Source organism: Priestia megaterium NBRC 15308 = ATCC 14581, from assembly GCF_000832985.1.
GTDB lineage: Bacteria > Bacillota > Bacilli > Bacillales > Bacillaceae_H > Priestia > Priestia megaterium.
In genome coordinates this window covers 75,558-101,038 of sequence record NZ_CP009921.1, presented here as the reverse complement: position 1 = coordinate 101,038, position 25,481 = coordinate 75,558, and the positions used below count along the sequence as shown (strand labels likewise).

Sequence of the window (25,481 nt, the reverse complement as noted above, 5' to 3'; positions counted from 1 at the left end):
TCTTTTCACTCCGTTCTATATGATGTTAGACTGTTAAACTCAAAAGCAATCGTATTTAACTGATTGTTGACTTGATATTCTTGTTTATTTTTAGTGAATCTACCATTTTCAGAAAATAAAAATAAATTTTTCTTAGCTCTAGAACATATTACATATAATAATTTATTTGATTCTGCTATCTCATTACTTATTGATTGATTAATTATTTGACTCCAATGTGGGATATACCCTCTTAAAAGACCAAAAGCAATTACTGTATGAAACTCTTCTCCCTTAACACCTTGACAGGTATTTATAACCACACCTTCTTTTGTATTAAACATCTTTTTCATATAGTTAATATCTTTAGGAATATCACTAAAGTCTGAATACTCATAACGACGACTTAGTCCATGAAAAAAACTATCCCATTGCCCCATCAATAAATCACTGGATGCATAATCAAAGCCAATCTTTTTAAATATATACTTAAAGGATGCTTCTAAAAATTCAACTGCATCTTCTTTTTGTATATTTATAGAATTTATTGTTTTTAAGAACTTCCTGCAGCTCTCAATATCAGCATAAACAACAGTACCATTCAACATAACTAATTCTTCTAAGAGTTGCTTTGCCCATTTCATTCTAATCAAATAATTATCAGGCTCTTTGGTAATTAAAATAATTCTTGTAAGTTTAAACCAAAAATTGTCTCGGTCACGTGGCAAAACAGTTAGACCTGGAGCATCGAACGTTACATCCGGTAAATGTGATTTCAATTTTCTAGCCATAGAGGTAAGGAAATTCCATTGCGGTGCTAATACGCAAATCTCATTAGGAGAAACTCCATTCGAAATTTGTTCTTGTATAATGCCTGTAATTTTCTCTACCAATTTATCTTTATTTATTACTCTATCAAACGCAATAATTCCACCTTCATCATGGTAATCTGTCAAAGATTCTATTGATAAACCTGTACTTTGAAAATTACTGTATAAATCTATAATACGTTGTGTTGACCTATAATTACCATTTAGCCCTAACTTTTTAACACTATAACCTCCAATTTCTTGGCTTATTTCCGAAGGAGATTTTACAACCCCACCTAATGATTTAAATATTGCTTGATCCGGATCTCCGACAAGGAAAATCTTACATTCACCCTCTGCTGCCTTTACTATATTTCCAATAAGTTTGTACTGAAGATCTTGAGTATCCTGAAATTCATCAATAAAAAAATATTTAAAAATTCTAGAAAGTTTGTCAGCGATTTTAGGATATTTTTCAACCAATAAATATGAAAAATATAAAATTAAATCAAAATCTATTAATTTACATTCCAGTATATGTTTATGGTAGGTTTCGGCAGCTTCATTAAAGTTACTTTTCTCATTTACATAATTTCCTGCCCTGTCCCTCCTAGTAATAAAATCCTCATATCCAGGAATATCAAAATCCCCTTTAAAACTATTTTTTAAATCCTGTGCCTTAAATTCATCTAATATGGAAAATCCTTTTTGGAGCTCTGGCAAATAACTTCCGTATGGCTTAATAATCCATTGTAAGCAAAAAGAATGAATAGTGCCTGTCCACAATTTAGAAACATCTATACCCAGGTCATGTACTCTTTTTTCAATTTCATCAGCTGCACGGTTAGTAAATGTTAATGCTATGATTCTATCTGTTCTCTTTTTTAACTTTTCAAGCTCTTTAGCAATTTTTAGTGTTAAAACTCTTGTTTTACCACTACCTGGACAGGCTATTACAAGTGCATTTTCTTCTTCATCGATTGCAGCTTTTTGAAATGGATTTAAATCAATGTGCATACTCTCTTAATTCAACTCCTAATAAATTTATCAGCTTTATTAAATCGTCATCATCTTTAGCCTCTTTAATTATTTCAACTAAATCCTCTAACGACATATTTTCCAAAGATATTTCCCCATCATCACTTAAGTGTAATTCTTGATTTTTAACTCTATAACTTGCCATTGCTATTAAATGATCTCTCGTAAGATTGGGCGAAGAAAATGCAATAGCTTTTAATATATACTCTGGTATAAAAGTAAACACATCAATGCTTTCGGACAATAGAAGTGCAAACCATCCCTTTCCTACTTTATTAGCTAATCTAATTGCTTCTTTTCCAACTACTATTTTATTACCTGAATCTAATTTCTTGGTAGCCTCATCGATATCGTGTTGTCTCGTATAAATAGCAGGAAGAATTTCTTTTATTTCATGCTTATTAAAGTTTAGTGCAAAATCAATTTCAAACGTATGCGATGCATAAAAAACTTCGACCCATGGATTATTAGAATAGATAGCATTCAAAACTTCTGCTCTTTCTTGACCAGCAGTTTGTGAATCACGCATTTTCTTTTGTTCCTTATTATCATCATTAGGATTTTCAGGAAGGACATCTATTGCTTCATCAAAGTCTGTAATAATAGCACACCTTCTATGAATCCTTTGATCATCAAACAAGCTTGCAATATGGTTAAATACTGTACTACTCATATTTATTACACTTACACCTATTTCATCGAGGCTAAGACCAAACACAGCTTTAAACATAGCTGGTATTAATATAAGTTCAGCATCTCCCTCAACTAATATGACTCCTTTAGCAAATAATAATGTTGACCTTGTTGCATCTAAATATCTTTCTATTCTTTTACAAGTGTCACCATCTAATCCCTTACTCGGTTGACAGACTTTTGAAAATCCAGGTTCTTTAATTAAAATATTTACTGAATCAATCTTACTTGCTGAAGAAATATGAGTAGAATGAGTAGTTATAATAACCTGAGTGTTCTCAAAATGATATTTATCAAATAAAGTTTTTTGAACGTGTGTATGAATATGCGCCTCAGGCTCCTCAATCAATAAGAAGTGAGCTGCTTTTTCTTCTTGATCTTGATAAAGCTCATATTCTAAAAGTTTTAAGGTAATATAAATTAAGTTTGCGCCCCCTAAGCTTACGTCATCTAATTTCCCTTGATTGCTATTTACATCGTCTCCAACCCATAAAGTTAATGAGTGAAGCAAAGTTTCCATTTCCTCAGGTAATTCAGACTTGATATTTACATTAGGTGAATATGTATAACCTAAAGTTTTATTTAAAGAAGCTTTAATTTTTTTCGTTAATATATCTATTTCATTTAATTCACTTATATTTTCATTCAACGCTTTTATTTGTTCCTTAATTGCATCAGCTTCTTCAATTTCAATATCCTTTGCTGTACCACGTAAGAGTTGTAATAAAGGACTACTTTTCCTTTGTTTTAATTCAGATATTACATTTCTTAAAGCTTTTACAAAAGTACATGAAACCTCTTTTTTTATCAGCGTAATATGTGGTGAAATATTTCCTAAAATATTAGCATTATCGTCTTCTGGATCTGGGAAAATTCCTTCCTCAAAATCTCCAACTAGCTCTTTATACATTTGTTCATCATTAAAATCTGCATTTACTCTGCAGGTAAAAACTGTTTCATAATCATTCACAGTTATATCTTTTAATATTTCATCCAGATCTTCAATATGTCTTGATTGTTGTGTAAATTCAAATAAACGTTTTCTCACAGATTTATTTGGGCGATAATAGAGTGCATAAGTACCTATTGATTCATCAGTAGTTACGTCCTCAGAATGATGTGCTAAAAAACTGGCAGCTTCGCTCGAATCTAAATCTTTAAAAGTAAGTTTTAATACGATCCAATGACCTTTCCAATCAATAATATTTTGATTAAAATCTGATTCTAAAAATTTTGAAGCATTAATCGGCAATGTATCATCTAAAAGTAATCTTATTGCATATAGGGCATTAGATTTTCCAGAACTATTCTCTCCGATTAAAGTATTTACCCCTGGTTCAAATTTGAAATTAGCATTTTTAAAATTCCTAAAGTTTGTGATCTCTAAATCAGAAATATACATTTTCTCTTCTCCCTGTCATTTCGACTTCATAACTAATTTATTTTTGCGTCTCACTCATTTGACATACCCATAATAAATCGATTACAAAAAGGAACACTAAGAGCTTTTTCATTCTAAAAGCCTTTTCAATGAATTATTGTTGTTGTTCTATCTCTAAAAAGAATTTCACAAAATCTTTTCCAAAATTCGATAACTCAAAACTGTCTTTTGACAACATTTTAGGTTGCTTTAATTTAGGCAAAGATTTATTTTTTAATAATTTATCTAAATAGATATGAATATCTTTTATCGCCTTGAATAATGATTCTAAATCTTCTGTTACTTTATTATCTGTTTTAGTCGTAAAAATCCCTAATCGTAAAAGGTTATGCCTAACTGAATTATATTGTTGATAAGTAATACCATGGTTCTCCATTATATCTTGATAGGTTTCTTTTTTATCTAATATATAAAAAGAGTGAAAATACAATCTTAGTACAGAAATATCGACAATTCTTAATTCTTTTAATACATCATAATAGGTAAGAACAAAGTCTTCTGTAGTTGATTCATGCTCAGTCAACCTCACAAAACCATTAACTATATATTTAATTTTTTCTTCTTGCTGTTCATCAATTACGTAATCCATTATATATTCGAATAACTTATCTATTTTTTGCTTTTGATCATCTGTTTTCTTTTCCAAATTTAATCTTATTTCATCAATTCTTAAAGCTAATTCTTCAGCAAAATGCTTAGTGTTTTTTTCAAACCTAACACGCTTATAGCTGGAAACAGCGCCGGATAACCCTGGTATTAGGGAGGCCCCAGTATCAATAATCATTTCTCCAAGGAGACCAGTAATGGATTCTTTAGCTACATCTGCTAAAGTTTCACTTCCAACATCCAAAACAGAAGTTAAAAAAATATCTTTTGCTGTGCCGGTAATATCTTTCATGTTATCTTGCTTCATAAGAATCATCCTTTACAAAAAGAGTAAATTCATTAATAATCTCAATATTATTTTTATCCCCTCTTATTTATTTCGTAACACTTGTATTATATAATACCTAGGTCTATAGTTGTTTTTTTTAGATTAATTGTTTATAAAATACATATTTGTGACTATATAGCTTTTTAAATTTAATGAATATATTTTAAAGGGGAATTCAGTAACATGGCCAAACGTAAGAAAAAAGAAGATAATACGCTATTACTTGTGCTTTTAGGGGTAATTATTTTATTAGGTATTTTGACTCTATCAAAACTCCTCTTATTTTTATTACTTATAACAATAGGGATTGCGTTCTTTTTATTTTATAAAAAAGTGAAAGAATCGAAGATAATAAAACGTTCTAATATTAAGGAAATTGATGTAATGAATGGAATACAATTCGAAAATTATTTAGGGGTTCTTTTTAAATCCCTGGGATATAAAGCGCAGGTTACGCGAACTTCACATGATTATGGAGCTGATTTAATTATTGTGAAAGATAATAAAAAAATTGTTGTACAAGCAAAGAGATATAGCAAAAAAGTAGGAATTAGTTCTGTTCAACAGATTGTCGGGGCAAAGAATTATTATAAAGCTGATGAGGTTTGGGTCATAACTAATAATTATTTTACACAACCTGCAATAAATTTAGCATATGCAAATAACGTGATTTTAATAGATCGTGATAGTCTTATACAACTAAGCGCTCAAGTTAATTAGAAATTTTAAAAAACGGAAGTTATTATAGTGATTACACTCAATATGTTGTCATTATATAGGAATATAAAAAAGGCACTAATATTAGGTGCTTTTTTTATACTTCTTTCGTTCTTCTCTTCCCATTAATCTACTAAAAGTGTTCGTAAAAGTTGATTTATTCCAACGGACGTTCGTAATTATTTTTTAAACGTAAATGAACGATAAAAACAATAGATTTCTTGTATAAAATAAAAGTCCGTAAAGGTATACTTTTACGGATATACTTCATTCATAGAAGTAAATGAAAAGATCCTACATCATTTTGATGAAGGATCTGCTTGGAGTGTCATGTTGGTCATCTTCGTCTAGATTATTTAAGGAACCTATATGTTAACTACCTGTGTATATGGAAATTTACTTACTTCCCATTATCCCAAAGAAAGAATGTTAAATCTGCTTCACACACAATATTATTATCTACTTTAGCAATGCCATGAGCTTTTGCAACAGCTCCTCGGACTCGTGTCATTTCTACCTCTAAGTATAATTGATCCCCTGGACGAACTTGTTTCTTAAAGCGACAATTTTCAATACCAGTTAAAAGGCCTATCTTTTCACGATTTTCTTCTTTTTGTAGCATTATACTTCCACTTAATTGAGCCAAAGCTTCAACAATTAATACACCTGGCATAACCGAATAGCCAGGAAAATGTCCACTGAAGAATTCCTCATTAGCTGTAACGTTCTTAAGCCCAATTGCATTTTTTCCTTCTTTTAATTTAATAATTTTATCTACCAGTAAAAAAGGATAACGATGGGGTATAATTCTTTGAATTTCTTGAATATCTAGCACAATTTTTCTCCTTTTAAATATTACCTTTTAATTCTTCAAACACTTTTGAGATCACTTCGTTTGTTGCTTCTGTAACAGCTTCTTTATCTTTAGTCATTTTAGGCACATGAATAGTATCTCCAAAAATGATAAATCTTTTTTTTCTTCCTAATAAGTCTCTTATGGTATGAGGTCCTATATATACTGCTGGTATAATAGGAACACTTGCCCTTGAAGCAATATGAATAGCTCCATTTTTTAAAGCTTTCTCTTCTGAGTTTCTTGTTCCACTTGGAAAGATCCCAACTACTTGTTTCTTTTTTAGCAATTGCAAAGGTATTTTTAAGACACTGGGTCCAGGATTACCTCGATCTACAGGAAATGCATTTAATTTTTTTAAAAGCTTTTTGATGAAAACCTTATTAAATAACTCTTTCTTAGCCATAAAGTGAATAGGAGTCGGATATAACGCTATTCCTAAACACACGACATCAATCCAGCTTTTATGCGTACAAACAACAATAAATGGTTCATTTTGAGGAAGTTTATCCTTGTTTACTACGTTCATATGTCCATTCATTGAAGATAGTAGAAGTTGTAGAATTCTTGTTGCAAAGATATACATTGATTATTTACTCCTTACCTAAATCCCATTTAATAATATGACCTGCGTGGGTAAGGCCTCCTCCAAATCCGTAGAGTAAGAGAACGTCTCCATCTTTTAATTTCCCTTTGTTTATCCCTATTTGTAGTGCTAGAGGAATGGAAACGGAAGAAGTGTTTCCCATATACTCAACACTAGTTAATGTCTTCTCAACTGGAAACTCTGATCTTTCACATATAGACTCAATCATTCGTAAATTGGCACTGTGTGGAACGAACCAATTTACTTCATTCTTTTGTAGATTTGCTTGTTCTAGCAATTCAGATATACCTAAAGGAATTGTTCTAGATGCCCACTTATATACTTCCCTTCCGTTTTGAACCATCTTGCCACTTGAACTCAAAGGTTGTCCATGCATAGTAGTAGATAAATTTGTACGGTATACATGTTTACCTCCCTTTCCATTTGTACCAATATGCGTAGCAATAAAACTTGGGCGCTCTGCATCACTTTCCACCAAAACAGCTGCAGCTCCATCCCCAAATAGAACACAGGTAGTGCGATCTGTATAATCTGTAACCTTCGATAAGGTTTCTGCAGTTACGACTAAGACTTTATGATGAAGTCCAGATGTAATAAAGGCGTTTGCCATGTGTAATCCATATGTAAAGCCAGCACAGGTAGCGTTAAAGTCTAGAGCCCCAGTTGTAGGGATATCAAAGTAATCCTGTATCTGGGCTGCTACGCTTGGAAATGCATAGTCCGGTGTTGTAGTTGAGACAACGATACATCCTACATCCTTTAACTCTTTCTGATATTGCTCCACTAAGTTTTCAATTGCTTTAATAGCTAGGTCAGAAGAATACTCGTTTTCATCGGCAATTCTTCTTTCCCTCATGCCAGTTCGTTTCACGATCCATTCATCGTTCGTATCCACAATTCTTTCTAAATCGTCATTCGTAAGTCTTTTTTCTGGTACGTATGTACCTATTGCTGTAATACGTGCAGTTGATTTCATCGAATTCACCTTTCTTTAACACCAAGATATATAAATTGATATTAGTACTAGGTACTAATAAAGTCAATAATTTCATATGAAAAAAATGTAAATAAGCTTTAAAGTTTCTTAGAAGACACATATGTATTGCTATTTAGACTGCGGTTTATTTAATATTTATTTATGTAATAAAATAGAATTATAAAAAGGGGCAAAAGTAATGTTAGGAAAAAATATACTTATTACCAGTGGTGGATGTATAGAAAAGTGGGATGAGGTTAGGGGACACACTAATTTAGCTAAAGGGAAAATAGGGAAAATGATTGCAGAGGAAGCATTAGCAGAAGGAGCAACAGTTACATATTTACACGGCTATTTTGCGGAAAGGCCCTGTGATAAGGATTCAGAGAGTTTAAAGTTAGAAAGTTTTGAAGGAATAGTAGATCTTCAAGACAAAATGAAAGCCATTATCTTAAGTGAAAAGATAGATGCTGTTATCATGACAGCTGCAGGGTCGGATTGGATAGTAGACAAGATGTTGGACAAAGAGGGGAACCTTATTCCTCAGAATGGAAAAATATCTAGCGACAATCCTCCGGTTATTCACTTTAAGAAAGCACCTAAAGTTTTAAAGCAAATCAAAGAATGGAACCCTCATCTGATGCTAGTAGGTTTTAAGTTAGAAAGTAACGTAGATAAAGAAACCCTAATAGAGAGAGCTAAAATAAGAATGGGTACTTCTAAGGCTAGTTTAATGGTGGCAAATACCTCTGATTCCTTACATGTTAATTCAGCTACACATTATATAATTAATCAAGATAATGACATATACCAGTGTGCTAATAAAAAAGAAACAGCAAATATGATTATACAAGCCCTTAATCAGTTATTTTTACAGGAAACAACAGCTGTTTCAAGATAGGTTTCTTAAAAAGCTAGCACTTGCTAGCTTTTTTACTTTCTAGGAGGCACATTACGTGAACTAACTTTGTATAGAATATACAGCATATCCTCCTCTATTTGTTAAAATCAGAGGAAAGGAGATGAGAAACCATATGATTATATCTGCAATGGTTGCTGTAGGAAAAGGAAATGTAATTGGAAAGGATAACGATATTCCTTGGAGGCTCCCAAATGACTGGAAGTATCTAAGGAAAGTTACTATGGGGCATTCAATTATTTTAGGTAGGAAAAATTATGAATCTATTGGAAAACCTTTAGATGGACGAAAAAATATCATAATGACTACAAATAAAAATTATAGGGCTCAAGATTGTCATATAGCTTATTTAATTGAACATGCTCTTTCTATGTGTGAAGGAGAAGAAGTATTTATCCTTGGGGGAGAAGAAATTTATCGTCAGTTCTTACCCTATACCCATAAATTATACATAACTAGGATTAATCATTATTTTAAGGGTGATCGTTTTTTTCCAGAAGTTGATCTTGCCCTCTGGAAAGAGTTATCAGTTGAGAAAGGTACTCAAGATGAAAACAATCATTATGAACATTACTTTCATGTGTATGAAAAGGTAAACTAACTAAATTAAAAAATATATCTATAAAACCACATTACGTTAATTGACTTTGTATATCATAGCCATTAATAGTTTACAAATTATACAAAACGAATAATACTTATATTGGAAGTTGTATAAGACACAAAAGGGGATTTTGTTTATGAACAAAGTAATGGATTATTACTCAACATTTGATGAGTGGGGGCGTCTAGATAGAGAACCATTAGAGTTTCAAATTAACTGGCATTATATGCAAAAGTACTTACCAGAAAACGGAAGGGTGTTAGATAATGGAGCTGGTCCTGGTAAATATGCCATGAAACTAGCAGAGAAAGGATTTCAGGTAACGCTAACTGACCTTACGCCCAGATTAGTAAATATAGCTGAGGATAAAGCAAAAGAACTTGAGCTTTTTAATCAATTTAATGGATTTCATATTATGGATGCAAAGGATTTAAATTTATTAAAAGATGAAGAATTCGATGCTTCCTTGATGATGGGGCCAATGTATCACCTACAGAATGAACAAGATCGTGACGCAGCTGTTAAAGAATTGTACCGCGTGACAAAAAATGAGGGAGTTGTATTTATTGCCTTTATGTCCCGAATTAGGCACACTATCTCTTCATTGTTACATCCAGAAGCGTGGAAACCCAATAATACAATTGACAATATCGAAGAGTTTATTGCTACTGGCAGCTTTAATCATGAAGATAAAGGAAGATTTACAGGAGCTTATTACTTTGATCTACAAGAAATTAATCCCTTTATGGAATCTAATGGATTTGAAACCTTAAGCCTAATTGGATCATCTAGTATTGGTTCTCTTTTATCTAAAGAACAATGGGATTATTGGACAGACAAGGGACAAGTTGAGTTTGATCGATTAATTGAATTATTAAAGAAAACAGCAACCGACCCTTATACTTTAGGCATTTCGTCACATTTGCTTTATATTGGTAAGAAAAAAGGATAACTAAATGGTTATCTTTTTTCACGACTGGTCTTTAGATATATCTAATTGCATTAAGTAAATAATAAAGTACTTTACGTATTATTAAAGTTTCACTATTTACACTTAGGGGAGACAAATACAAGAAAAGCCCTCAAAATTAATTGAGGGCTTTTCTTACATGTGTGGTTGATCATAGCTGCTTTTAATAGTTGATAAAAGTGAAATATATACATGTACATATCTAAAATATAGTATTAGGTTATAATTTGTCCAGTCAAAAGGTAGGCAAAATAAAAAGCTACCTCAGCAGTGGAAGCGAGGTAGCTCATAAACAGGGTTCACACGTATAAAGCGTATGATAAACGGATTCTAGTAAATTTTAGCACATTTTTGCTACAAATACTATATTTTCCCGTAAAAGCATATGTATAAAAGGAGCTCTTTTTATACATTCTCGTTTCTTTCAACTACCCAAAGAACGTAGTCATATCAACGATGTATAAAAAGATGCATACTCAAGCAAAAGAATCCTTAGCTGAACCCTACTGCCGCAAGGGTTCTTTTGCTCACTTGGTTCCTTGAAGAGTGATTATGTTAACTACCTTTGTATATGATATACATAGTGATTAAACTTAATATTATTGATAAAATGGAATTAATAGGAATTTGATATTTGATGTATTTAAAGAACTAAAAAATGAGGTGTATTGGTTGTTACTTAAGAAGAATTCAGTGTCTCTATTATCCCTTTTATTGCTACTACTAGTATTAAGTTCAAATTATTTGTTATATCATTCTCCTTTTGAAATTGATTCCTTATCTTCTAATTTCAATGGAGTAGTATTAGGTTCTATTTTGGATTTAAGTCTTGTGGTTCCCTTACTGTTTTTAGCGTGGCAGCGTAAGTTTAATTGGAAATATTTCATTGTGTTAATGGCAACAGGGCTTATTTCCGCACGGTTTATAATTCCAATTGAGTATTTATCTTCTTTTAAGTTAGTTATGTGGCTAGGTATTGGGGTAGAAGCTCTATTAATTTTATTTGAGATTTCAATATTGTTTACGTTAGCTAAAAATTTACCTAGCATAATTCAAAAGGTAAAGACAAGTTCCTTACCACTTTTATTTTCTTTTTCGTATGTTATAAACGAAAAGTTTTCTAAAAGACCTATTATACAAATCATTTGTTCAGAAATGATGATGTTTTATTATGCCTTTGGCACATGGAAGAAACAACCGAATCCTGAAGCTAATACTTTTACTATTTACAAACGCTCAAGCCTTATTACGTTTCAAATAATGATGATTCATGCTGTTGTAATTGAAACATTAGGTATTCATTGGTTATTACATAGTAAATCAGTTATCTTATCGCTTATTCTACTGATACTTAATATCTATTCAATTATTTTCTTTTTAGGCGATATTCAAGCATTAAGGTTTAACCCTTTACGCATAGAACATAACCGTATCTACCTTTCTCTTGGTTTAGCAAAACGCATGGAGATACAATTGAATGATATAGAAAAAGTAATAATAGACACTGAGATATTAGAGCAAAAAATCTCAAAAACAACAATTGAGTTTATTGCACGCGACTTTGAAAAAGTTCATCCTGATATCATTTTAAAGTTAAAATCTCCAGTGGAAGCAACCCTATTTATGGGTATAAAAAGGAAATATGAACAAGTTGCAATCCGTATAGATAATCCTCAGGAGTTCAAAAAAATATTAAAACAGCATTTAGAAGAAAGGAATTAAAGGGTCTTATAAATAAGACCCTTTTTTAAAATTATTGCTAATATGCTAGCTTTTTTAAATACCTATATACTAAAGAACGCAAAAATAATCAAAAAATAGCAAGAAATATATAGTAAATTAATGGTAACACCTTAAACAAAGGAGAGAACAGTGTATAAAAACTATGTAGAACTTGTACAAAAAGCGATTGATTATATTGAAGAGAATTTAAGCGAACCGTTAGAAGTCATAGGTATTTCTAAGTATATAGGCTATTCTCCTTTTCATTTCGATCGAATTTTTCAATCAATTACGGGTATGAGCATTGCTAATTATATAAAAGTAAGAAGGATGGCACATGCGGCAAGTGACTTAGTTAACACAAATCAACGAATATTAGATATTGCATTTCATTACCATTTTTCATCTCAAGAGGCATTTACGAGATCTTTTCAAAAGCTTTATCAAATGCCCCCTGCTAAATATCGCAAATATGCCAAAAAGGTAATTTTATTCGAGGAGGAAGTAGTTATGGAACATTCATTATTACCAAAAGGTTGGATGCCATCTGGTACTGATCCACAAGACTATGAGATGGGTGTTGATTACAAAACTATTCATCAAGGTAAAGCATCTGGATATATTATGTCTAAAAAGGAAGATGCAAGAGGTTTTGCAACGATGATGCAAGTTTTTAAAGCAACAATGTATAAAGGTGAGAGACTACGCTTATCAGGGTTTATTAAAACAGAAGACGTAGTAAATTGGGCTGGTTTGTGGATGCGTATCGATGGGGAAAATGAAGAAATTCTATCTTTTGATAATATGCAGGATCGTCCAATCAAAAATACAACAAACTGGAATCAATACTCAATTGTATTAGATGTACCAGAGGAAAGTACCGTCATATCATTCGGGATATTATTACATGGCAACGGAAAGGTTTGGATTGATGGTATCGCCTTTGAGACTGTTGATTGTTCAATTCCAACTACAAATGAAGAATATCATCAAAAACTTCCAGATGAACCGTTGAATTTAAATTTTGAGTTATAGGGAACAAAAGCGATAACAAATAAAGACACTTATATTAAGTGTCTTTATTTTGCAACCTAGAAAATCCATTACCTTTGCTAGCTGCTCATCACTGAATGTTGAAATTTTGAAGTTGCGATGCTCTAAAAAAACAAATTAGGAAATTATTCAATGTGGTTTTTTAGGGTTTGTTTTTGACTAACAAATTATCATTATTTATTTCTAATTTAAAGCTCTGTAAGGAGATTCATTAGTAAAAAAGATTATTTATCAAATCTACGTTTTCCATATGTATAGAAAGTTATCAAAGTCATTAGAACTACCCAGATAATAAGTATTAAGAAATGACTAATCAAATCATTAAATCCACCCTTTGTATTTAATTCTGATAATATGGCATCAAATTGTTCATTAGGTAAAAAACTAATAATTTTCAACAATATTTTATTATCAACAGCGCTTTTTAATAAAGAACCAACTCCAAATATCATCAATACGGGCATACCTATGATTGTAGTTTCCATTACAGTTTTTGAAAGTAAACCTAATAAAGTTCCAAGAGTAATATAAATAATCAAACAAAGAAAGATATTTAACGAAAATAAGAGTATAGAAGGAGTCTCAAATCCACTAAGAAAGATGGATGCAATGATTACAGCAATAGTGACAATTGCTGATAAAGCACTTTTTCCAATTAAAATTTCTAGTGTACTAGCTGGTGACAACAAAAGACCTCTTAAAGTATTCTTTTCTTTTTCCTCTGCCACCATTGCAGCCTGAACAAAACAACCAGAAATTACAAGTGCAAAATTTATTGAAAATATAGCGAGAGGTCCTTCAGCTCCAAGCTTTCTTAACATCACTGCAAATATTAATGGTAGAGCTAAAGTAACAAGAATGTATGAGTTTTTTAAAAGATCTTTCCAATCTTTAATTAATATTGCATTTACCCGTTTCAAAGAAAAAGTCATTATAGTTCACTCCCTGTTAATTGTACAAAAATATCTCCTAAAGTTGGCTCGTTTGAATGTATAGAAATTAGTTCATCATTAGTTATATAATTATAAATTTGTTTTCCACCTTCTTCATCATTTTTTACTGTCAGGGTTTTCCCATCCTTTAAGGTAAGAGAAATAGATCCTTTACTAAACTTTAAACGTAAATTTCGAGGGCTGTCTAATAATTTTATTTTTCCTTGATCAAGGAATGCTACTCTATCACACAGTTCCTCAGCTTCAGACATGTCATGAGTAGTTAAAAAGATAGTAGTTCCTTCTCTATTCAACCTTTTCAGACCCTCGTAGATATGTTTAGTATTCACTGGATCAAGTGCAGAGGTTGGTTCATCTAAAAATAATATTTCCGGTTTATGAAGTAAGGCTCGAGCTAGTACAACACGTTGTTTCATTCCTTTGGAAAGCTTTAGTACGACTGTTTTTTTGTCTTTAAGGAGGTTTACATCTTTTAATACTTCATCAATGCGTTTGCTACTTACGCCATATAATTTGCAGTATAAGAGAAGATTATCGTAAACAGAAAGCCGATCATAAAGAGTACTATTATCTGTCAAGATTCCAACCCTTTTTAAATAATAATAATTTTTTTGTTTTTCCAAAGGTTGATTAAAAATATTAATTTCACCTTTAGTATGTAGTAATTGCGAAGTTAGTATTTTTATAGTTGTAGTTTTCCCAGAACCACTTGGTCCTAGAAAGCCAAATGTTTCGCCCTTTCTAACTTCAAAATTAATGTCTTTTAGGACGACTTTATTACTAAATGCTTTAGTTAGATTTCTAACTTCTATTATATTTTCCATCTCCACATCCCCTTAACTCAAATTTTAATTGAATAACTTTACAAAATTTAGTCTAACTATTAATAAGAATATTCACATTAAAATCAGCTTAAAGAGAGTATATTTAACGATAAAATGATCTATTTTAAGGATGAATGACCTACATTTTCCTGTTGAAGAATTAAATAAAGACATAAAAAGTGTTCTATTTGTGAATTAAAGTCCAATAATTTCTTTTAATTCACCTAATTTACCTTTGGATAAAGGTATTGAACTTTTCTCATGATCATCAAGGATTAGACTGTAACTGTTTCGGGTCCATGTGATCACTTCTCTAACTTTTTGTAAATTTACAATATAAGAACGATGGCATCGAAAAAATCCAAATGCCTCCAATCGATTGAATAATTCATTTAAAGTATATGAGCACGGAAAAACTTCTCCATTAACATGTAAGTTTGCAACGCCTTCGTTACTCTCGATAAATTCGATTTCAGTTGGATTAAATAAAATAATTTTTTCATTTACTTTGGCAGGGATCTTCTCAAATCGCACTTGCATAGTTAAAGACAGTGGTTCTTTTTTTTCAGAATTACTTGATGACAAAGATGCATTATTTTTAAATGTTGCTTTTTCAGTATTTGATTCTTTTAGAAAGCTATTTATTATTGATTCTTTATTTTCATCTATCACTTCAATTTTTTTAAAACCATTTTTATCTAAGCTATATACATTGTCAGCCAAGGTAATAGCATTTTCAAAATAACTAGTGATTATTAAAACAGCCTTTTGTTGCTTTCCTAATTCTGTAATTATTTTTTGAATAATTATTTTACTTTCTATATCAACATTTTGATTAGGTTCTTCAAATATAATAAGATCAGGTTGAGGTAAAATAACTCTAGCAACCTGTAGGCGTTTTTTCTCAGAAAAAGTAAGGTTATTTATTTTAATCTTTTTCCTCTCTAGTAGCCCGACTTCTTTAAGTAAAGAATCAATATCTGCTTCTACTTGGTAAAGCTGTTTAAAAAAAGCGAGGTATTGTTTTGAATTAAGACGTTCATAAAATAATTCATCTAAAAAAGCTACCCCGACATTCCTACAGAGTTTTTTAAAATTAGTATTTAAAGAAATATTATTAAGCAGTATTTCGCCAGTTGATACTGGTAAATTTCCTGTTATCATGTTTATAAGTTGATTACCAAGTTCATGGTTACACCTAATTGCAACAATTTCTCCCTTATCAATTTCTAAATTCACACAAGAAAATAAAATATTATTTCCAATACTTTTTTCCAAATCCCTTATACTTAATAACCCCATTTAAAATACTCCTAACTTAGAATATACCTATTTTAAAACTCTTATATAGACAATTAAACTAGCACTGTTCAAGTGATATTTATCCTGTTCGCAAAATGAATCTTTGAATGAGTGTTAAAAATGCTTTCCAATAATCACTATATGATACCTTTTTAATATAATTTTAGTTATGGTTTAGGATTTATTCCAATATTCTACGTGATATCTAAAACCGGAAATGTTAAACGAAGAATCTTACTACAATTCAATATCTATTCTTTTGCCTTCATTTAAAATTATTACTTTTATATCCTCAAATAACTGACGTTCAACACTCCAAAAGCCTAAAGTGCCTTTTTCTGCAGTTGCCAGTTCTTTTTCTGCTTTTTGTACATATTTCAAAACTATTTCATGTTTCTCTTCTAAATATTTAATAATAGCAAGCGACCTGTAATAAGAATACAAATCGAATTTAGATACAGCTTGAAAATGAGTTGTCATATTTTCTAAGTCACATTGCTCTTCTTTGTCTAAGAATTCACATGCTATGTATGAGCTATGTAAAAAACCCAGTGCAATATTATTAGAAATAGACTCCTTATTAATAGGTTTTAAAATGCTACGTGCTTTTTCAAATTTTCCTTTATCTGCAAAGTAGTAAAATAATAGCGTAACTTCACTAATTTTTTTATTTATATCCTCAATAACCTTATTTTTTTCACAGCATACATTGATTATTTCAGGTTGCCAATCTCTAGGTCGTTTATCACTGAGAAGTTCTTTCGCTATTAGTACATTAAATAAGTGTTGTTTTGCTTTATTATTATTTTTTAAAAGAATTAAAAACATTGCACCATCGGTCATATAGGATTTTGTTTTAATGGGAATAATAGTAGCTATCAGTATTAAAAAGTGCAAAACATAAAAGTTCAAGAGATAATTAGATCCTATCATTTTGTATAAACTGAAAAATAATAAAAAGTTAAATAAACTAATTAGAGGTCCACCAATAGTCATAATAGCCCATTTTTTAGAAAGACTCTGATTTTCAAAAGAATATGGTGAAAATAATACTATTCCACCGAAATATAACCATGATTTATTTTCAGAGATTTTAAGCTTATTATTTACTGAGCGAACCGTAATTGGCCCTACGACTAAAAATTGAAATTTTAGTTTCGCTATTAGTCCAAATAAGACGTGACCTACTTCATGTGTCGTCACAGCAATGAACCAAATTAGAACCAGAGTCCATACTTCTATGACAATTGATTTCACTCCGTCCCCTAACAAACCACTAAAAAATGATAAAACGGCTAAAAGTAAAATAATGATAGTTGGTTTTTTAAAAAAAAGCATAATAGCCCTCCTAGAATTAAATATTTGTTGATTAGACTATAGAAACATAAACTTTAAAGTTATTTATTTCCTTTCCTAAGATATCATATATGTAAAATAAAATTAACCTATAGTAAAAAAAATTTTACATTTTGTAAAAAAAATTATATACTGTATATAGTTATTAATTGGAGGGGTGTTTTATGTTAACCGTAATAGCTAAAATTGGTACTGCTGTTTTATTATTATCTATTTTTTATTGGGCCTATTATGTAGATAAAAACAAAAAGGACGAGCGAAGTGAAAAAATTATAGGTAAATCTTCCAAGTATTCATTCTCATTCACTTATATTTTGTTAGGTTTTTTTTCAATCTTTTATTTAAACGGGTATATTGATCCTAAGAATGTGTTTAACTTCCTTGTAATTATCATAGCGTTAATGTCACTTGTTAACTCGTTATTCATATTCATTTTAAATAAAAAAATGGGGTAAACTAAAAGCATCATGAGGTGAAAAAATGCTCAATAATAAGATAAAAATGTATAGAGCTGCTAAGGATATTTCTCAAGATGAATTAGCCAAATTAGTAGGTGTTACAAGACAAACAATATCTGCAGTTGAGAAAAATAAGTATAGCCCTTCATTAGAACTTGCCTTTAAGATTTGCAAAGTTTTAGAAAAAAGTATTGACGAAGTATTTGAACATTATTAAGCGAAAGTATTTGTTCAAATTATTTCTTTCAAATAATTATTTAAATGTTTAAGTTTAAAATAAAATTAATATATATATTTTTGTTCATATTCAGAATAAAAAAGCTGCAAAATCTTTAAATTGATTTTGCAGCTTTTTTTACAAAAAAACAGATTAGTTCCTTAATTTCGAAGGAAATCATAGAAATTTAACTAAACAATCCAAAATTTCTATAATAATACAATTCGAATAAAAATTCAAAAGTAATTTTTTTTTGAGTTTTTTTATAAAAAACAAATATATACTTTATTTGACAATTAACGATGTTGGTTGTTATGATAGTGTTTTTTTGAAAAAAAGAAATGAAATAAAATTCCATTAAATAGTGAATTCGGTTCTTTTTTAGAGAGGGTTAAAAGGTATATTATAATCCCAATATTTACATAATTATGTGTTTTTTTACATTTATACAGTAAAATAATACCTATAATGTATATTTTTTGTGAATTTTTTTCTCTTTCCATCTCTTTATTTTTTTTCCTATATTTGGGTTGAAAAAAGTAATTTTTATAAATATAATGGGTCCTGTAGGTGCTCAGGTACCAACAAATTACAATTATTTCTAAAAAAATGGAAAGAAGGGTTGAGAGTATGAGTAATTTAAAAGAAAACGTAGTAGGTCTAAGCATGAAGAAACTTAACAAATCCGAAATGGAAAACATTTATGGTGCTTCTGGGGTGGATACTAGGACTCATCCAACAGTAATCGTAGTTTCTAGAATCAGCAGTGCAAAATGTGCATCTACTATCTCTGCTATTAGTGGTTTGGTATCTTACAATAAAGATTGCCTAGGGTAAGGAGTGTTTATAATGTCTAAAACTACTGAACATACGGTAGGTCTAAGCATGAAAAAACTTAATAAATCCGAAATGGAAAATATTTATGGTGCTTCTGGGGTGACCCCACGCACTACTCCTGCAACTACACTTTTAGCAAGTTTTGTAGCTTCTTACATAGCATCGGCTGAATTCAGATGTGGTAAGGATAATAAATAGTAAAACAAAAGATTGAGATAATTTTAGAATTATCTCAATCTTTTTATAGAGAAATTTTTAATGAGGTGCTTTTATGAAAAATATATTACTCTACTCAGGATCGAGAAACCCTCTATCACGTACGAATCAAATTATAAATGAATTAAAAATACATATAAATCAATTTTATCCAGACTTTAAACTAGAACTTTTTGACCCCATAAGTAAGCCATTACTTCATTCTACAGGATGTAAAAACTGTTTTAATAATGGCTTTTGCCCCTCAGATGCTCTAGAAAATGACTATGGTGAAGAATTAAAGAGATACCTAGAAAAGGCTGATTTGATAATCTTTGCTACTCCAGTTTATTCCCATAACGTATCATCTGATGCGAAAATTTTTATTGATCGATTATCTTATTGGGGTCATATATTGAAACTGGTGTGTAAACCTGTAATTACTATAGTAACTGCAGAAAGTAATGGTGGAGATTTAGTTGAGGACTACTTATATAAAGTGTTTTCTTTCATGGGAGCTACAATTGTTAATTCTGAAGTATTCTTAAATCAAGATCCAGAAGAACATATATTATCTGTTAATAGTTTAAAAGAAAGCATTAAATTATTAAATGATAGTGATTTTAAAGTTGAAATAAATGAAAAGCATGAAGCAACTTTTCAAACTTTAAAATCTATTATTAGAGCTTACCCTGAAGATAATTTTGAGTACCGATACTGGTTAGAAAATGGTTTATTTGATAGTGAGACTTTAAATGATTATATAAATAAAACAACTGTCTATTAGAAGGGAATTACATTATGTTAACAAATGTACATAACTCACTGAATATAAGGGAACGTTATAATCTAATTAAGGAGTGGGAGGGGACACACCAACCTCACCATAAGGCTTTAACAAATTGGCGTTCTGAAATGAGTATTTTATCTGATGAAGACTTTAATGAAATGTTGAAGCTTAATCATTACGACAAAAATATTTTTTCATTAGCTGTAGAAAAAAATCCTGATGAAGAACTTATAAATTTGTACAAGCATAAAGTTCTAAATAGCCTATGGTATCAACAATTTAGTGAAATTATAGAGAATCTTGATGAAGGTCGGATTTTGAACAAGGAAAATGCTGGTCTGCTATTTATACTGAGGCCATTTATCGATTTTGTGTATAAAGAAACTACTGAGTTATCATCTCATGAAAACTATTACAGTAATTTTTCAGAAAACACTATTAAAGAAATGGTGGAACAATTCGCTGTTTCAATTTTAGAAATTGCACAAAAATCAATAATTTTAGAGTTAAACTTAGATAGAGATAATAATAAACTAATTGGAGAAACCTCTGAAGATAGATTTTTGTCTTTTATTAGCCAATATAAATCAAAGAAAAAATTAATTAGCTTTTATGACAAATATATTGTATTAACTAGAATTTTAACTACGATAACATTCAATTTTCTTGAAAATATAAAGAATTTATTTTTAAGAATAAGAAAGCATGAAAGCCAAATATTAGAGAAATTTAATATAGAACCACCTCTTTTATTAACAAAAATGAAGATAGGACAAGGCGATACACATAATAAAGGAAATACCGTTATAGAGCTAACATTTAATGATGTACATAAAGTTGTATACAAACCAAAAAATATAGAATTAAGTACAACTTATAATAAGATTATTAGTTATTTTAACAATAACGAAAATATTTTAGAGATGAAAACTATTCAAGGCTTATATACTAAACACTATGCTTTTGAAGAATATATTTCATATGAAGGATGTACCGAAGAGAATCAATTTTCCAAATATTACCAAAGGTTTGGTCAGTTAATCGGCGTTCTATATTTGTTAAACGCTTCTGATATCCATATGGAAAACCTTATAGCGAATGGTGAGCATCCAATTGTAATAGATTTAGAGACTCTTTTTCAGCAACCTATAACTCATGCAATTGAAAATGACTCTATCTTTCAAGAATCATTTTTACGTATCTTTCAAAATGTGACTTCTACAATGTTATTACCTTACAATGCGCCAAGCGATCGAGAAGATATAGTAGGTATGGATTTAAGTGCACTAGATGGAAAAGGAATAAAAATTAACAAAAAGATATTACAACCTATCAATGTAGGAACAGATCAGATGAGATATGAGTATTTGGAATTTTCTACTACTGATTCTAATAATATTCCTTATCTAGAAAATTCAAATAAAAAAATTGGGTATAAGAATTTCGTTAATGAATTATTAAAAGGTTTTAGAAATATATGTGATATCGCACTTAACAATAAAGATGATTTAATCTCAATAATAAATTCTGCTGAAAATAAAATCGTGCGAGTTATTGTGAGAGACACTAGTCAGTATGGTAATATTTTACAGAATTCTAATCATCCTGATTTGCTAGAAGACATGCTTGATAGAGAAAAAGTATTTGAAAATATGTGGGGGCACCCATTTAAAGATAAAGAAATTATTAAATACGAAGTACAAGATATGCTTATTAATGATATTCCAATCTTTTTCAATCAGATTGGTACTCGCAATATTTTATCAAGTGACTTTAAACTAAAAAAACCGATTCAAAACTACAATGGTCAAGAATTGGTCTTAAATAAGATAAATAACCTGACAGTAGAAGAAATTCAGAAACAAATTTCTGTAATCAATATCTCTCTAGGCTTTTACCCTCAAAAAGAGCACATAGAAGATTCATCTAAGCTAATTACTAGCGATAGTTTAGTGAATATAGATTTAAAAGAAATGGCAAGCAATATAGCTGATAGTATGATTGAAAATGCTATTGTTAGTGACGATAAAATTATGTGGATTACCATTAATCCAGAATTAGAGGATAGCTGGGCTGTAGGTATGGTAAATGATGATTTTTATGATGGCTTATCAGGTATATATTTATTTTTTCAGACACTGTATAAAGAAACTAAAAATGAAAAATATCTAAGTTATGCCAACAAGGTTATAAATACAGTTAATCACAATATCTTGAAAAACGAATTAGGATTAACTAGTGGTCTTGTAGGCATTATACACGCAGCTTCAAAGATGAAAACCCAAAAATTACCGAGAGAATTGAAAAGCCTTTTAAAAACACAGCTCAACTATATAGATACTAATGATTTTAGTATTAATAATGTTGATTATTTAAATGGTCCTACTAGTTTAATAAATTCTTTGTTAAGTATTTATAAAAACACTAAAGACACTAGCTATTTGTCTTTAGCTATTAAGTTTGCTGAAAAATTTATAGTTATTCCGGATAAAGAGGAACTTAAAAACGACTTGAGTTTTGGACATGGTTCAATATCAACGGCTTTAGTATTCTTCAGGCTATGGAAATGTACAAATAATAGTCGTTACTATAAGTATGGGGAAATTTTTTATAAAGAATTTCATTCTAATTTCAAAAATCAATATGATCAAGAATCCTTAAGATTGAACTTTTCTTGGTGTAGAGGCATAGTAGGGATACTAATAGCAGAAATTGAAATTAGAAGTTTACTCTCTCTCTCCGATGAAAGTAAAGTTATTCAGAGCTTGGAACCATTATTATTCAATATGGATATGCTTAAAGACGATGGAATTTGCCATGGGAATATAGCCGTTACTGAATACTTTCTAAAGAAATATGAATATAACCAAAATGAAGAAGATGTGCAAATAGCTAGAAATATAGTCGCTAATGTAGTAAAACGGGCTAATAATAAAAATAAATTTATGTTAAGATCCACAGAAGGATTTGAATCTATTGGTTTATTTACAGGTTTAGCAGGAATTGGTTATCAATTACTGAGAGTACATAACGCTGATAGTATTAAATCGATTGTAGATTAGGTCAATATAAGAAGGATTAAATATGAGAAAAACTAAAAGTAAAGTTAAATTCATAGAACAAATGGAAAGTGTTGAATGTGGATTAGCATGTTTTGCTATGATTGCTGATTTTCATAAAATAAATATATCCCTAAACGAATTAAGAAATGAATACCCTGCTCCTAGAGAAGGGTTTTCTTTCTTAAATATCGAAGAAATCGCTAATGATTTCAACTTTGATGTTGCTGCTTATAAAGCTGATATAGGAGATTTAGATCAGATTATGCTCCCTTGCATAATCCAGTGGGGAAACAATCACTTTGTAGTTCTTGAACGAATAGAAAAAAGTTTTTACACTATTGTAGATCCTAACTCAGGAAAAGCGAAGTTAGAAAAGAAGGAATTCGAAAAAAAATACTCAGGATTCTCATTAGAATTTCACTTTAATGGCATTGATAAATCTACTTTACAACAAAAAAAATCTGAAAGGATAGTATGGAAATACTTTAATAAGTACAGAAATTTATTTTTTATACTGGTTTTCATTTCTATAATTATCCAAGGTTTGATGACACTAATCCCACTAAGTACTAAGTGGGTGACGGATAACTCTTTATCTGCTGGAGATGTAGATAAACTATCTAATTTTGGCTGGCTAATAGTAATATTTTCAGTTTCTTTTATTCTAATGTCTCTTTTAAGAGGGCTATGTATTGCTCTATTGCAAAAAAAGTTAGACTCATCCATTATGAATGATTTTATGCATAAATTATTCCATCTTCCATACTCATTTTTTGATAATAGAAGTAGTGGTGACTTGTTATTTAGAGCAAATTCAGCAGTATTCATTAGAGATATAATATCTACTACAATGATAACCATTTTTATAGACTTATTACTAATAATAACGTACACAGCCGTGATGATTAACTTTTCTTTAGATCTAAGTCTCTTATTATTATCATTAAGCATTTTATTAGCCATTATATTATTTGTAAATTCAAGTGTTATCAGAAAAATAACAAAAAAGAATATTCAAGATAAAGTGAACTCTCAATCAGTTTTAACTGAAAACATGTACAATATCGTGGATATAAAGAGTTTAGGTTTGGAGAAGAAAAGATTAGAACTTTGGTCGAAAAAGTACTCTAAAGAGCTAATGAGTTCACAAAAATTAAATGTTACTCAAGCGTGCCTACAAACAATTACGGGATTTTTTCAAGTTGTAGTACCGTTACTTGTATTATGGGTAGGAGGCCACAAATTTTTGCAAGGAGAAATTACTTTAGGAACTTTAATTGCTTTTAGTTCTATTGCAGGGTCCTATGTTACTCCTATAATTTCAATAAGTAATAATTATACTCAGTTAATTTCATTAGGAAGTTATTTTTCTAGAATCAAAGATGTATTACGGACACAAGACGAACAGGAAAAACAAGATGTTACTCCTTATAAAGTTAAAGGTGATATTACTTTTGATAATGTATCTTTTAAATACAATAAATTTAGTAAGTATACTCTGAAATCTTTAAATTTCACTATTAAACAAGGAGAAAAAGTAGCCATTGTTGGTCCTTCTGGTTCTGGAAAAAGCTCTATTTCCAAATTGTTGCTTGCATTATATAAAGTTAGCGAAGGAAGGCTTTTAATTAATAATAGGGATATAAATGAGTATGATTTTCATGCTTTAAGAACTTCTATTGGTACGGTATTGCAAGAATCTAAATTGTTTTCTGGTTCAATAAGTGACAACATTTCTATGTCTAAAGATAACCATGAAGATTTAAAAGTTATTGATGCTGCAAGAAAGTCTGGAATTTTGGAAGATATACTCAGTTCCCCGATGGGGTTTGAAACAGTTATATCTGAAAGTGGAAATAACTTCTCTGGTGGACAAAGACAACGTCTCCTAGTTGCACGTGCTCTGTATCAAGAACCAAGTGTGATTGTCTTTGATGAGGCTACTAGTCATCTAGATTTTTTTACAGAGAGACATATAGAGAATACTTTAAAAGAGCTAAATATTACTCAAATAATCATTGCTCACAGATTAAGAACTATTCAAAATGCAGATAAGATAATTTATTTAGAAGATGGATGTATTAAAGAAATGGGAACCCATGAACAATTACTCCAAAATAAATCCTATTATTATAACCTTTATTCACAATAGTTTCTGTACTATATCAAAAT

The 25,481-nt window shown here is 30.2% G+C and carries 23 protein-coding genes; 13 read left to right on the top strand and 10 right to left on the bottom strand.

Annotated elements, in window-relative coordinates; genetic code table 11:
- Nucleotides 1–5: 5 nt before the first annotated feature.
- The 3 genes from BG04_RS27975 to BG04_RS27965 all read right to left on the bottom strand — a co-directional run bounded on the left by BG04_RS27975 (nucleotide 6) and on the right by BG04_RS27965 (nucleotide 4,873).
- The gene (locus tag BG04_RS27975; RefSeq protein ID WP_034655991.1) at nucleotides 6–1,805 is read right to left on the bottom strand and encodes a UvrD-helicase domain-containing protein; all 1,800 of its coding nucleotides are present in this window, start codon (nucleotides 1,803–1,805) and stop codon (nucleotides 6–8) included.
- The gene (locus tag BG04_RS27970) at nucleotides 1,795–3,921 is read right to left on the bottom strand and encodes an ATP-dependent nuclease (protein WP_034655990.1); all 2,127 of its coding nucleotides are present in this window, start codon (nucleotides 3,919–3,921) and stop codon (nucleotides 1,795–1,797) included. The genes BG04_RS27975 and BG04_RS27970 overlap by 11 nt, the downstream gene beginning before the upstream one ends.
- A 133-nt stretch (nucleotides 3,922–4,054) precedes the next feature.
- Nucleotides 4,055–4,873 (bottom strand): hypothetical protein, encoded by an 819-nt coding sequence (locus BG04_RS27965; RefSeq protein ID WP_034655986.1) that lies wholly within the window; start codon nucleotides 4,871–4,873, stop codon nucleotides 4,055–4,057.
- Nucleotides 4,874–5,077: 204 nt separating this feature from the next.
- On the opposite strand from BG04_RS27965, the gene BG04_RS27960 reads away from it, so the two are divergent.
- Nucleotides 5,078–5,614 (top strand): restriction endonuclease, encoded by a 537-nt coding sequence (locus BG04_RS27960; RefSeq protein WP_034655983.1) that lies wholly within the window; start codon nucleotides 5,078–5,080, stop codon nucleotides 5,612–5,614.
- 397 nt (nucleotides 5,615–6,011) lie between these two features.
- On the opposite strand, the gene fabZ is transcribed toward BG04_RS27960, so the two are convergent.
- Genes fabZ through BG04_RS27945 form a run of 3 tightly spaced genes read right to left on the bottom strand, consistent with a single transcriptional unit; the run spans nucleotide 6,012 to nucleotide 8,047 of the window.
- Entirely contained in the window at nucleotides 6,012–6,446 is a 435-nt protein-coding gene (gene fabZ, locus BG04_RS27955) for a 3-hydroxyacyl-ACP dehydratase FabZ (protein WP_034655980.1), read from the bottom strand.
- Nucleotides 6,447–6,459: 13 nt separating this feature from the next.
- Nucleotides 6,460–7,050 carry a lysophospholipid acyltransferase family protein gene (locus BG04_RS27950; RefSeq protein WP_034655978.1) on the bottom strand — a complete coding sequence of 197 codons (591 nt, stop codon included), beginning with the start codon at nucleotides 7,048–7,050 and terminating at the stop codon, nucleotides 6,460–6,462.
- 7 nt (nucleotides 7,051–7,057) lie between these two features.
- Complete coding sequence (locus BG04_RS27945; protein WP_034655975.1) at nucleotides 7,058–8,047, bottom strand: ketoacyl-ACP synthase III; 990 nt, start codon at nucleotides 8,045–8,047, stop codon at nucleotides 7,058–7,060.
- A 199-nt stretch (nucleotides 8,048–8,246) separates the two neighbouring features.
- On the opposite strand from BG04_RS27945, the gene BG04_RS27940 reads away from it, so the two are divergent.
- The 5 genes from BG04_RS27940 to BG04_RS27920 all read left to right on the top strand — a co-directional run bounded on the left by BG04_RS27940 (nucleotide 8,247) and on the right by BG04_RS27920 (nucleotide 13,297).
- Nucleotides 8,247–8,948: a phosphopantothenoylcysteine decarboxylase domain-containing protein gene (locus BG04_RS27940; RefSeq protein ID WP_034655972.1), complete on the top strand. Its 702-nt coding sequence runs from the start codon at nucleotides 8,247–8,249 to the stop codon at nucleotides 8,946–8,948.
- Nucleotides 8,949–9,081: 133 nt separating this feature from the next.
- Nucleotides 9,082–9,567, top strand: coding sequence for a dihydrofolate reductase (locus tag BG04_RS27935; RefSeq protein ID WP_034655968.1), 486 nt, complete (start codon nucleotides 9,082–9,084; stop codon nucleotides 9,565–9,567).
- 139 nt (nucleotides 9,568–9,706) lie between these two features.
- A complete protein-coding gene (locus BG04_RS27930; protein ID WP_034655965.1) occupies nucleotides 9,707–10,522 on the top strand; it encodes a class I SAM-dependent methyltransferase in 816 nt (271 codons plus the stop codon).
- 681 nt (nucleotides 10,523–11,203) lie between these two features.
- Complete coding sequence (locus tag BG04_RS27925; protein WP_328285797.1) at nucleotides 11,204–12,262, top strand: beta-carotene 15,15'-monooxygenase; 1,059 nt, start codon at nucleotides 11,204–11,206, stop codon at nucleotides 12,260–12,262.
- Nucleotides 12,263–12,412: 150 nt separating this feature from the next.
- Nucleotides 12,413–13,297 carry a helix-turn-helix transcriptional regulator gene (locus BG04_RS27920; protein ID WP_034655960.1) on the top strand — a complete coding sequence of 295 codons (885 nt, stop codon included), beginning with the start codon at nucleotides 12,413–12,415 and terminating at the stop codon, nucleotides 13,295–13,297.
- A 242-nt stretch (nucleotides 13,298–13,539) separates the two neighbouring features.
- Here BG04_RS27920 and BG04_RS27915 read toward each other — a convergent pair whose 3' ends face one another.
- The 4 genes from BG04_RS27915 to BG04_RS27900 form a co-directional block, all read right to left on the bottom strand.
- Nucleotides 13,540–14,247, bottom strand: coding sequence for an ABC transporter permease (locus BG04_RS27915; RefSeq protein WP_034655957.1), 708 nt, complete (start codon nucleotides 14,245–14,247; stop codon nucleotides 13,540–13,542).
- Nucleotides 14,247–15,092, bottom strand: a complete 846-nt coding sequence (locus BG04_RS27910) for an ABC transporter ATP-binding protein (RefSeq protein WP_034655954.1) — start codon at nucleotides 15,090–15,092, stop codon at nucleotides 14,247–14,249. The genes BG04_RS27915 and BG04_RS27910 overlap by 1 nt, the downstream gene beginning before the upstream one ends.
- Nucleotides 15,093–15,287: 195 nt before the next feature.
- A complete protein-coding gene (locus tag BG04_RS27905; protein ID WP_034655952.1) occupies nucleotides 15,288–16,394 on the bottom strand; it encodes a LytTR family transcriptional regulator DNA-binding domain-containing protein in 1,107 nt (368 codons plus the stop codon).
- Nucleotides 16,395–16,631: 237 nt separating this feature from the next.
- On the bottom strand, nucleotides 16,632–17,732 hold the full coding sequence (locus BG04_RS27900) for a site-2 protease family protein (RefSeq protein WP_034655950.1): 1,101 nt from the start codon (nucleotides 17,730–17,732) through the stop codon (nucleotides 16,632–16,634).
- Nucleotides 17,733–17,914: 182 nt separating this feature from the next.
- Between BG04_RS27900 and BG04_RS27895 the strand changes: the two genes are divergently transcribed.
- From BG04_RS27895 to BG04_RS27865, 7 genes are all read left to right on the top strand, one after another.
- Nucleotides 17,915–18,205 (top strand): DUF2178 domain-containing protein, encoded by a 291-nt coding sequence (locus BG04_RS27895; RefSeq protein WP_034655947.1) that lies wholly within the window; start codon nucleotides 17,915–17,917, stop codon nucleotides 18,203–18,205.
- 25 nt (nucleotides 18,206–18,230) lie between these two features.
- Nucleotides 18,231–18,425, top strand: a complete 195-nt coding sequence (locus BG04_RS27890) for a helix-turn-helix transcriptional regulator (RefSeq protein ID WP_034655944.1) — start codon at nucleotides 18,231–18,233, stop codon at nucleotides 18,423–18,425.
- 630 nt (nucleotides 18,426–19,055) lie between these two features.
- Complete coding sequence (locus BG04_RS27885; protein ID WP_034655941.1) at nucleotides 19,056–19,262, top strand: lichenicidin A2 family type 2 lantibiotic; 207 nt, start codon at nucleotides 19,056–19,058, stop codon at nucleotides 19,260–19,262.
- Between the two features lie 12 nt (nucleotides 19,263–19,274).
- The gene (locus BG04_RS27880; protein WP_034655938.1) at nucleotides 19,275–19,460 is read left to right on the top strand and encodes a lichenicidin A2 family type 2 lantibiotic; all 186 of its coding nucleotides are present in this window, start codon (nucleotides 19,275–19,277) and stop codon (nucleotides 19,458–19,460) included.
- Nucleotides 19,461–19,533: 73 nt separating this feature from the next.
- Nucleotides 19,534–20,244 (top strand): flavodoxin family protein, encoded by a 711-nt coding sequence (locus tag BG04_RS27875; RefSeq protein ID WP_034655935.1) that lies wholly within the window; start codon nucleotides 19,534–19,536, stop codon nucleotides 20,242–20,244.
- 14 nt (nucleotides 20,245–20,258) lie between these two features.
- On the top strand, nucleotides 20,259–23,309 hold the full coding sequence (locus BG04_RS27870) for a type 2 lanthipeptide synthetase LanM family protein (RefSeq protein ID WP_034655932.1): 3,051 nt from the start codon (nucleotides 20,259–20,261) through the stop codon (nucleotides 23,307–23,309).
- A gap of 22 nt (nucleotides 23,310–23,331) precedes the next feature.
- Entirely contained in the window at nucleotides 23,332–25,461 is a 2,130-nt protein-coding gene (locus BG04_RS27865; protein WP_051975671.1) for a peptidase domain-containing ABC transporter, read from the top strand.
- The last annotated feature ends 20 nt before the right edge of the window (nucleotides 25,462–25,481 follow it).